At 56.3% G+C, this 9,241-nt stretch carries 9 protein-coding genes, 1 tRNA gene and 1 other RNA gene; 6 read left to right on the top strand and 5 right to left on the bottom strand.

What is annotated here, in order from left to right; genetic code table 11:
- Positions 1–5 precede the first annotated feature (5 nt).
- The 4 genes from galT to gpmA all read left to right on the top strand — a co-directional run bounded on the left by galT (position 6) and on the right by gpmA (position 4,196).
- The gene (gene galT / locus IM284_RS18020) at positions 6–1,052 is read left to right on the top strand and encodes a galactose-1-phosphate uridylyltransferase (protein ID WP_047367752.1); all 1,047 of its coding nucleotides are present in this window, start codon (positions 6–8) and stop codon (positions 1,050–1,052) included.
- Between the two features lie 2 nt (positions 1,053–1,054).
- Entirely contained in the window at positions 1,055–2,203 is a 1,149-nt protein-coding gene (galK, locus tag IM284_RS18025) for a galactokinase (protein ID WP_028012396.1), read from the top strand.
- Positions 2,197–3,237: a galactose-1-epimerase gene (galM, locus tag IM284_RS18030; RefSeq protein ID WP_047367751.1), complete on the top strand. Its 1,041-nt coding sequence runs from the start codon at positions 2,197–2,199 to the stop codon at positions 3,235–3,237. Before galK ends, galM begins: the two co-directional genes overlap by 7 nt.
- Before the next feature lie 206 nt (positions 3,238–3,443).
- Positions 3,444–4,196, top strand: a complete 753-nt coding sequence (gene gpmA, locus IM284_RS18035) for a 2,3-diphosphoglycerate-dependent phosphoglycerate mutase (RefSeq protein WP_008501111.1) — start codon at positions 3,444–3,446, stop codon at positions 4,194–4,196.
- Between the two features lie 62 nt (positions 4,197–4,258).
- On the opposite strand, the gene aroG is transcribed toward gpmA, so the two are convergent.
- A complete protein-coding gene (gene aroG / locus IM284_RS18040; RefSeq protein ID WP_028012394.1) occupies positions 4,259–5,311 on the bottom strand; it encodes a 3-deoxy-7-phosphoheptulonate synthase AroG in 1,053 nt (350 codons plus the stop codon).
- Positions 5,312–5,614: 303 nt separating this feature from the next.
- On the opposite strand from aroG, the gene IM284_RS18045 reads away from it, so the two are divergent.
- A complete protein-coding gene (locus IM284_RS18045) occupies positions 5,615–5,995 on the top strand; it encodes a protein YbgS (protein ID WP_045259933.1) in 381 nt (126 codons plus the stop codon).
- A gap of 105 nt (positions 5,996–6,100) precedes the next feature.
- Positions 6,101–7,036 (top strand): CDF family zinc transporter ZitB, encoded by a 936-nt coding sequence (gene zitB / locus IM284_RS18050; RefSeq protein WP_028012392.1) that lies wholly within the window; start codon positions 6,101–6,103, stop codon positions 7,034–7,036.
- Here zitB and pnuC read toward each other — a convergent pair.
- The 4 genes from pnuC to IM284_RS18070 all read right to left on the bottom strand — a co-directional run bounded on the left by pnuC (position 7,033) and on the right by IM284_RS18070 (position 9,241).
- Positions 7,033–7,752, bottom strand: coding sequence for a nicotinamide riboside transporter PnuC (gene pnuC / locus IM284_RS18055; protein WP_047367750.1), 720 nt, complete (start codon positions 7,750–7,752; stop codon positions 7,033–7,035). The genes zitB and pnuC overlap by 4 nt on opposite strands.
- A 23-nt stretch (positions 7,753–7,775) precedes the next feature.
- The gene (gene nadA, locus IM284_RS18060) at positions 7,776–8,819 is read right to left on the bottom strand and encodes a quinolinate synthase NadA (protein WP_047363817.1); all 1,044 of its coding nucleotides are present in this window, start codon (positions 8,817–8,819) and stop codon (positions 7,776–7,778) included.
- 191 nt (positions 8,820–9,010) lie between these two features.
- Positions 9,011–9,139, bottom strand: a non-coding RNA gene (locus IM284_RS18065) — RtT sRNA.
- A gap of 26 nt (positions 9,140–9,165) precedes the next feature.
- Positions 9,166–9,241 (bottom strand) — tRNA-Lys (locus IM284_RS18070).

The raw sequence follows: 9,241 nt of genomic DNA on the forward strand, positions 1-9,241 counted from the left end.
CCGTCATGACTTCGTTTAATCCCGTCGATCATCCGCATCGTCGTTTTAACCCGCTAAGCGGGCAATGGATTTTGGTCTCTCCGCATCGCGCCAAGCGTCCCTGGCAGGGGGCGCAGGAGACGCCTGCAAAACAGACCCTGCCGCAGCACGACCCGGATTGCTTCCTCTGTCCGGGCAACACGCGCGTGACCGGGGATAAAAACCCGGACTACAAAGGCACCTTCGTGTTTACCAACGATTTTGCCGCCCTGATGACCGACACCCCGGATGCTCCCGCGAGTCACGACCCGCTGATGCGCTGCGAAAGCGCGCGCGGTACCAGCCGCGTGATCTGCTTCTCGCCCGATCACAGCAAAACGCTGCCGGAGCTGAGCCTGGACGCGCTGAAAGAGGTGGTCAGCACCTGGCAGGCGCAAACCGCTGAGCTGGGGCAAAGTTATCCGTGGGTGCAGGTGTTCGAAAACAAAGGCGCGGCGATGGGCTGCTCTAACCCGCATCCGCACGGCCAGATCTGGGCGAACAGCTTCCTGCCCAACGAAGCCGAGCGTGAAGACCGTCTCCAGAAGGACTATTTCGCAGAAAACGGCTCACCCATGCTGGTGGACTACACCCAGCGCGAGCTGGCCGACGGCAGCCGTACCGTAGTGGAAACCGAACACTGGCTGGCGGTCGTGCCTTACTGGGCCGCCTGGCCGTTTGAGACGCTACTGCTGCCGAAAGCGCACGTTCAGCGCATTACCGATCTCAGCGACGCGCAGCGCGACGACCTGGCGCTGGCGCTGAAAAAGCTGACCAGCCGTTACGACAACCTGTTCCAGTGCTCCTTCCCGTACTCCATGGGCTGGCACGGCGCGCCGTTTAACGGCGAAGAGAATCAGCACTGGCAGCTGCACGCCCATTTCTATCCGCCGCTGCTGCGCTCTGCAACGGTGCGTAAATTTATGGTGGGCTATGAAATGCTGGCGGAAACCCAGCGTGACCTGACGGCGGAACAGGCGGCAGAGCGTCTGCGTGCCGTCAGCGACGTCCACTATCGCGAATCAGGAGTCTAAAAATGAGTCTGAAAGATAAAACACAATCCCTGTTTGCTGAGAAATTTGGCTACCCTGCCACCCACGTAATTCAGGCGCCTGGTCGCGTCAACCTGATCGGTGAACACACCGACTACAACGACGGCTTCGTGCTGCCGTGCGCCATCGATTACCAGACGGTTATCAGCTGTGCGAAGCGCGATGACCGTAAAGTCCGCGTCATTGCGGCGGATTACGGTAATGAGACGGACGAGTTTTCCCTTGATGCCCCGATTGTGACGCACGACAGCCAGCAGTGGTCTAACTACGTGCGCGGCGTGGTGAAGCATCTGCAGAAGCGCAATAAGAACTTCGGCGGCGCCGATTTAGTCATCAGCGGCAACGTGCCGCAGGGTGCGGGCTTAAGCTCGTCGGCCTCGCTCGAAGTGGCCGTGGGAACCGTCTTCCAGCAGCTGTATCATCTGCCGCTGGACGGGGCGCAAATTGCCCTGAACGGTCAGGAAGCGGAAAACCAGTTCGTGGGCTGCAACTGCGGCATTATGGACCAGCTGATCTCCGCGCTGGGCAAAAAAGAGCATGCTTTACTGATCGACTGCCGCTCGCTTGGTACCAAAGCCGTTCCCCTGCCAAAAGGCGCGGCCGTCGTGATTATCAACAGTAACTTTAAACGCACGCTGGTGGGCAGCGAGTACAACACCCGCCGCGAACAGTGCGAAACCGGCGCGCGCTTCTTCCAGCAGCCTGCCCTGCGCGACGTGACGCTCGATGAATTTAACAAAGTGGCGCACGAGCTGGATCCTGTCGTCGCCAGACGCGTGCGTCACGTGCTGACCGAAAACGCCCGTACCGTTGAAGCCGCCTCCGCGCTGGCGAAAGGCGACCTGAAGCGCATGGGTGAGCTGATGGCGGAATCTCACGCCTCCATGCGCGATGATTTTGAAATCACCGTGCCGCAGATCGACACCCTGGTGGACATCGTCAAAGCGGTTATTGGCGATAAAGGCGGCGTGCGCATGACGGGCGGCGGCTTTGGCGGCTGCATTGTCGCGCTGGTGCCGGAAGAGCTGGTCCCTGCCGTTCAGGACGCCGTGGCGAAGCAGTACGAAGCGCAAACGGGCATCAAAGAAACGTTCTATGTATGTAAAGCATCACAAGGAGCCGGACAGTGCTAAACGAAACACCTACCCTCGCACCGGATGGTCTGCCGTATCGCCTGTTAACCCTGCGCAACAGCGCGGGGATGGTGGTTACGCTGATGGACTGGGGTGCGACCCTGCTTTCTGCCCGCGTACCGATGCCGGACGGCAGCGTGCGCGAAACCCTGCTGGGCTGCGCCTCACCCGAGCAGTACGTTAATCAGTCTGCCTATCTGGGCGCGTCCGTCGGGCGCTATGCCAACCGCATCGCGAAAAGCCGTTTTGAGCTCGACGGCGTGCAGTACTCCCTGCTGCCAAGCCAGGGCGAGAACCAGCTTCACGGCGGTCCGGACGGGTTTGATAAACGCCGCTGGAAAATTGTTCGTCAAAACGACGGCGAAGTGCTGTTCTCGCTGGATTCGCTTGATGGCGATCAGGGCTTCCCGGGGAACCTTACCGCGTCCGCGCGCTTTACGCTGACGGACGACAACCGTATCGCTATTGAATACCGTGCGACGGTCGACAAGCCGTGTCCGGTTAACCTGACTAACCATGCCTACTTCAATCTCGACGGCAACCAGTGCGACGTGCGTAACCACAAGCTGCAGATCCTGGCGGACGCGTATCTGCCGGTTGACGAGATGGGCATTCCGTATCAGGGCCTGAAAGACGTGAGCGGGACCAGCTTTGATTTCCGCAGCGCGAAAGTTATCGCCCAGGATTTCCTGAGCGATGACGATCAGCGCAAGGTGAAAGGCTACGATCACGCGTTCCTGCTGCACGCCAAAGGTGATGTGAAGCAGCCTGCCGCACAGGTCTGGTCCAGCGATGAAAAACTGCAGATGACGGTGTATACCACCGCCCCAGCCCTGCAATTCTACTCGGGCAACTACCTCGGCGGCACGACGGCGCGCGAACACAATGAGTACAGCGACTGGCAAGGACTTGCGCTTGAGAGCGAGTTCCTGCCGGACAGCCCCAATCATCCTGAATGGCCGCAGCCGGACTGCGTGCTGCGCCCCGGTGAAGAGTACATTAGCGTGACGGAATACCATTTTATTCCGAAATGATTTCCAGCCCTCCCATCGGAGGGCTTTTTTCTGCGCGTCTTGCTGAAAATAGCGCCGATCGCTGACAAAATCCTAACCCTGGATTCACAAGCATCTTACACTCAGAGACTATTTTCGCTATGGTTAGGGTTAAGCGTTGCTGCTGGCACGGCCACAGCAATATAATGAGAATTGTTATCATTCTAAAAATGCTTGAGGAGTAAGAGATGGCTATTACTAAGCTGGTCCTGGTGCGTCACGGCGAAAGCCAGTGGAACAACGAAAACCGCTTTACCGGTTGGTACGACGTTGATCTGTCCGAGAAAGGCGTAAGCGAAGCAAAAGCAGCAGGTAAACTGCTGAAGGAAGAAGGCTTCAGCTTTGATTTTGCTTACACCTCTGTGCTGAAACGTGCCATCCACACCCTGTGGAACGTGCTGGACGAACTGGATCAGGCCTGGCTGCCGGTTGAGAAATCCTGGAAACTGAACGAGCGTCACTACGGTGCGCTGCAGGGTCTGAACAAAGCGGAAACCGCTGAGAAATACGGTGACGAGCAGGTTAAACAGTGGCGTCGCGGCTTCGCGGTCACCCCACCAGAGCTGACCAAAGATGACGAGCGCTATCCGGGCCACGACCCGCGCTACGCGAAACTGACCGACGCTGAGCTGCCAACCACCGAGAGCCTGGCGCTGACCATCGACCGCGTTGTGCCTTACTGGAACGAAACCATTCTGCCACGCCTGAAAAGCGGTGAGCGCGTGATCATCGCTGCTCACGGTAACTCCCTGCGCGCGCTGGTGAAATATCTGGACAACATGGGCGAAGACGAGATCCTCGAACTGAACATCCCAACTGGCGTACCGCTGGTATATGAGTTCGACGAAAACTTTAAGCCAATCAAACATTACTACCTGGGTAACGCGGACGAGATCGCAGCGAAAGCAGCGGCTGTCGCGAACCAGGGTAAAGCGAAGTAATTTTCGCCGGACATAAAAAAAAGCGCGGAGCCTTCCGCGCTTTTTTATTTGTGCGTGAGGACTCAGCCGCGGCGCGCTTTTACCGCATTCGCCAGCTGACGCAGGATGGCATCGGTATCGTCCCAGCCAATGCAGGCATCGGTGACGCTTTTGCCATACACCAGCGGCTCGCTGCCTTCCAGGTTCTGGTTACCTTCAACCAGATGGCTTTCGATCATCACCCCAATTACCGCCTTCTCACCGTTAGCGATCTGCTGACAGACGTCTGCCCCCACTTCCATCTGCTTTTTGAACTGCTTGCTGGAGTTGGCGTGGCTGAAGTCGATCATCACCTGCGGTGGCAGCCCGGCTTTTTCCAGCCCGGCCTTCACCTCTGCCACGTGTTTTGCACTGTAGTTTGGCTCTTTACCGCCGCGCAGAATGATGTGGCAATCACCGTTACCGCTGGTGTTGACGATGGCGGAGTGACCCCATTTGGTCACGGACAGGAAGCAGTGCGGCGCACCCGCGGCGTTGATGGCATCGATAGCCACTTTGATGGTGCCATCAGTACCGTTTTTGAAGCCCACCGGACATGAGAGACCGGAAGCCAGCTCGCGGTGAACCTGAGATTCAGTGGTACGGGCACCAATGGCGCCCCAGCTCATCAGGTCTGCCAGGTATTGTGGCGTAATCATATCCAGGAACTCGCCGGCAGCAGGCAGGCCGCTGTCGTTGATCTCCAGCAGCAGCTTGCGCGCAATGCGCAGGCCGTCGTTGATCTGGAAGCTGTTATCCATGTGCGGATCGTTAATCAGCCCTTTCCAGCCCACGGTCGTGCGCGGTTTTTCAAAATAGACGCGCATGACGATTTCCAGCTCATCCTTTAACTCTTCACGCAGGGTGAGCAGACGCGCAGCATACTCTTTCGCAGCGGCAGGATCGTGAATGGAGCACGGGCCAATCACCACCAGAAGACGATCGTCATTACCTTTCAGGATCTTGTGGATCGCTTTACGAGCATGAGAAACCGTATTTGCGGCATTTTCAGTGGCGGGGAATTTCTCAAGGAGTGCTACAGGAGGTAATAACTCATTGATCTCTTTGATGCGTAAATCGTCGTTCTGATAATTCATCTTCTTTCCAGCTCTGCCATATCTTTAGTAATGAAAGCAATCCTTTCAATCTATCTTGTCGACCAGGAAGTGTAAACACGGTTTTACACTTCACGCAGATAATTCCTGGAATTTGCCTAAAAATCGCCACAAAATAGCGAAAAATGAGATCTAACCTAAGCTTTTTAACTGTAACAACCATTTTTAAACGCTTAAACGCGATTCCCTACTGACGTAAGTCCGTGAGGCGGAATCTTTCGCCTCTAAAAAGATGCACTGTTGGAGAATGTTATCCAGCGTAACGACAAGAACAGGAGCACCATCATGAAAATGACAAAACTGACCACCCTCTTCCTGACTGCCACACTCACCCTTGCCAGCGGCAGCGTCCTGGCCGCAGAAACGGGTGCTTCAGACAGCAACGGTGATGCCAATGCGGCAGCAGCGGCAGGCCAGGTTGCGCCTGATGCGAAACAGAATATCGCCCCGAATAATGTCGATAACAGCCAGATCAATACCGGCAATACCAATACCGGCGGTACCATGCTGCATCCGAACGGTAGTGCTTCCGACACCATGAATCATGACAACATGAGCTCGGATGAGGTTCATAAGAACTCGATGTGCAAGGACGGCAAATGTCCCGATCCGAACGACAAAGTGGGTAACGACGCCAATACCAAAACTGATGGCACAACCCAGTAATTCTTGATGCTTCAAATGTGAAAGGAGAGCCCAGGCTCTCCTTTCTTTTTGGAGTAACCTGTTAAAAACGCTACACTAAAATAATAACGAATCAGGAAAGCAGACATGGCGCACACCCACTCACACCCATCTTCTCCCGGCAACGACAACGCAAAACGACTTATGCTGGCCTTTGGCGTTACGGCCACGTTTATGGTTATCGAAGTTATTGGCGGCCTGGTTTCCGGCTCGCTGGCGCTGCTGGCTGATGCCGGACATATGCTGACCGATGCCGCAGCGCTGCTTTTCGCCCTGCTGGCGGTGCAGTTTGCTCGCCGCCCACCCAACGCGCGTCATACCTTCGGCTGGCTGAGGCTGACCACCCTTGCCGCGTTTGTTAACGCCATCGCGCTGGTGGTTATTACTGTTCTTATCGTCTGGGAGGCCGTACAGCGTTTCAGGCACCCGCAGCCCATCGCCGGGACGACAATGATGGTAATTGCCGTGGCGGGGTTGCTGGCAAATATTCTGGCGTTCTGGATTTTGCATCGCGGCAGCGGGGAAAAGAACCTCAACGTTCGCGCTGCGGCTCTGCATGTGCTGGGGGATTTGCTCGGCTCAGTCGGGGCGATTGTCGCCGCGCTGGTGATCCTCTATACCGGCTGGACGCCTGTCGACCCCATTCTCTCCGTGCTGGTATCGTGTCTGGTCTTGCGCAGCGCCTGGCGGCTACTGAAGGAGAGCGTCAATGAACTGCTGGAAGGAGCGCCGGCATCAATGGACATTGACGAGCTGAAACGAAACCTGCGCCGTACTGTCCCGGAAGTGCGTAACGTTCATCACGTGCACGTCTGGCTGGTAGGCGAGAAGCCTGTCATGACGCTGCACGTCCAGGTCATCCCGCCCCACGACCACGACGCGCTGCTTGAACGCATCCAGCACTTTCTTGAACATCACTATGAGATAGGTCACGCCACCATCCAGATGGAGTATCAGCCCTGTAGCGGGCCGGACTGCCACCTTAACGAGGCGCAGCCCGACCATTCACATCATCACCACTAGCTTGAAAGCGCGTGTGAGCCACGCTCACGCGCGCTCTTGATCCACATCCGGCTGCCGTTCAGGGCAATGAAGGTCAGCAGCAGATACTCCAGCGACATGGCATAGACGCCCTGACGGGCAAAAATCACCACGCTGATGACGTTGATGATGACCCACAGCAGCCAGTTCTCAACGTATTTACGGGTCATCAGCACCATCGCCGCGATCGACAGCACCATCATGCAGGAATCCCAGAACGGGAAGGCATCCGGCTGAAGCTCCGGCATCGTCACGTTGAGGCCAATCGCGGACATGACCGAAACGGCAACGCGGGTCAGGAACGCAAACACCGGGTTGATGTAGACGGTCATCAAACCAATGGCGACGACGCAGGCGACAAACCAGGCGATGGCTTTCGGTAAGGGCAGCCAGCGGATCTGCAGCTCAGCCTCCTGCCGGCTGTTCTGCCGGGACCAGGCGTACCAGCCGTAAATATTGGCAGCGAAGAAAAAGAGCTGTAAAAGCAGGCTGGCGTACAGCTGGATCTGGAAGAAGATAATCGCAAACAGCGTGACGTTAATCAGCCCGAACGCGTAGTTGCTGATCTTCTCCAGGCTTGCCAGCCAGATACACAGCAACCCCGCCAGCGTGCCTACGGCTTCAATCCATGACAGGTCATAGCCACCTGCACCAATCGGTATATGAACCAGAATGTTTTGCGTGCTAAAAAAATCCATCTTTTCCCCAGGGCGTTTTTGAATTAAGTACGTAGTGTAGCCGCAAAATCCAGCATGCGGTTAAGCGGAATTAACGCACCGTCACGCAGAGCGGCGTCCACATGAATTTCATGCGCTGCACCGCCTGTCTCGAGCCCTTCGGCAATGGCCTTCAGGCCGTTCATCGCCATCCACGGGCAATGCGCGCAGCTGCGGCACGTTGCGCCCTCACCTGCCGTTGGTGCTTCCAGCAGCTCTTTCTCCGGTACGGCCTGCTGCATCTTATAGAAGATACCGCGATCGGTCGCGACGATGAGCTGCTTGTGCGGCAGCGTCCTGGCCGCGTTGATAAGCTGGCTGGTTGAGCCAACCGCATCGGCCATATCAACAATCGACTGCGGTGATTCAGGATGAACAAGAATGGCCGCGTCAGGATAAAGCGCCTTCATACGGGACAGCGCCTGGGTCTTGAATTCGTCGTGCACAATGCAGGCGCCCTGCCAACAGAGAACGTCAGCGCCGGTCTGCTTCTGAACGTAATTGCCAAGATGGCGGTCAGGGGCCCAGATAATTTTCTCACCCAGGCTGTCCAGATGCTCAATCAGCTCAACGGCGATGCTCGACGTAACCACCCAGTCTGCGCGCGCTTTTACCGCCGCAGAGGTGTTGGCGTAAACAACCACGGTCCGGTCAGGATGGGCGTCGCAGAAGGCGTTGAATTCGTCAATCGGGCAGCCGAGATCGAGCGAACACTCCGCATTGAGCGTCGGCATCAGAATGGTTTTTTCCGGGCTGAGGATCTTTGCCGTTTCGCCCATAAAGCGCACGCCTGCAACCAGCAGCGTGGAAGCGGGATGTTTTGCACCGAAGCGGGCCATCTCCAGTGAATCAGAAATACAGCCCCCGGTCTCTTCCGCCAGCTGCTGGATTTCCGGATCGGTGTAGTAATGGGCCACCATCACCGCATCGCGCTCTTTGAGAAGCCGTTTGATCTTCTCGCGGTAGAATTGTTTTTCATCCTGGCTTAATGGCACAGGCTTTGGCGGAAACGGATAGATTGCGGCTTCAGGATCGAACATCACGCTCATTATGGCTTCTCGTTTTACTGGCTTAACAATATTGCCTTTCTTTTGCCTGACAAAGCAAAACGCAGGGCAATTGTGTTTTATATACTAAACAAGATAGCGAATCTGGAGTGAAAAGTCACCGGGAATAGATGGGCGGAGCATTTGTTGTACGGCAGATAGCAAAAAGGCGCCTTTAGGGCGCCTTTCTACACTGGTGGGTCGTGCAGGATGACTCGCTTCGCTCGCCCTTCGGGCCGTCGCCGTAAACGGCTCCGGTGCCTCACTACGTTCGGCTCGAACCTGCTGCAGGTTCGAATCATCCAGATCGCAGATAGCAAAAAAGCGCCTTTAGGGCGCTTTTTTACATTGGTGGGTCGTGCAGGATTCGAACCTGCGACCAATTGATTAAAAGTCAACTGCTCTACCAACTGAGCTAACGACCC

Source organism: Enterobacter cloacae complex sp. P12RS (genome assembly GCF_014895875.1).
Classification (GTDB): domain Bacteria; phylum Pseudomonadota; class Gammaproteobacteria; order Enterobacterales; family Enterobacteriaceae; genus Enterobacter; species Enterobacter bugandensis.

Bases quoted from the DNA above. Each gene is read 5' to 3' on its own strand.
- nadA (WP_047363817.1), bottom strand. From the start codon at position 8,819: ATGAGCGTGATGTTCGATCCTGAAGCCGCAATCTATCCGTTTCCGCCA.
- gpmA (WP_008501111.1), top strand. From the start codon at position 3,444: ATGGCTATTACTAAGCTGGTCCTGGTGCGTCACGGCGAAAGCCAGTGG.
- IM284_RS18045 (WP_045259933.1), top strand. From the start codon at position 5,615: ATGAAAATGACAAAACTGACCACCCTCTTCCTGACTGCCACACTCACC.
- pnuC (WP_047367750.1), bottom strand. From the start codon at position 7,752: ATGGATTTTTTTAGCACGCAAAACATTCTGGTTCATATACCGATTGGT.
- galT (WP_047367752.1), top strand. From the start codon at position 6: ATGACTTCGTTTAATCCCGTCGATCATCCGCATCGTCGTTTTAACCCG.
- zitB (WP_028012392.1), top strand. From the start codon at position 6,101: ATGGCGCACACCCACTCACACCCATCTTCTCCCGGCAACGACAACGCA.
- galK (WP_028012396.1), top strand. From the start codon at position 1,055: ATGAGTCTGAAAGATAAAACACAATCCCTGTTTGCTGAGAAATTTGGC.
- aroG (WP_028012394.1), bottom strand. From the start codon at position 5,311: ATGAATTATCAGAACGACGATTTACGCATCAAAGAGATCAATGAGTTA.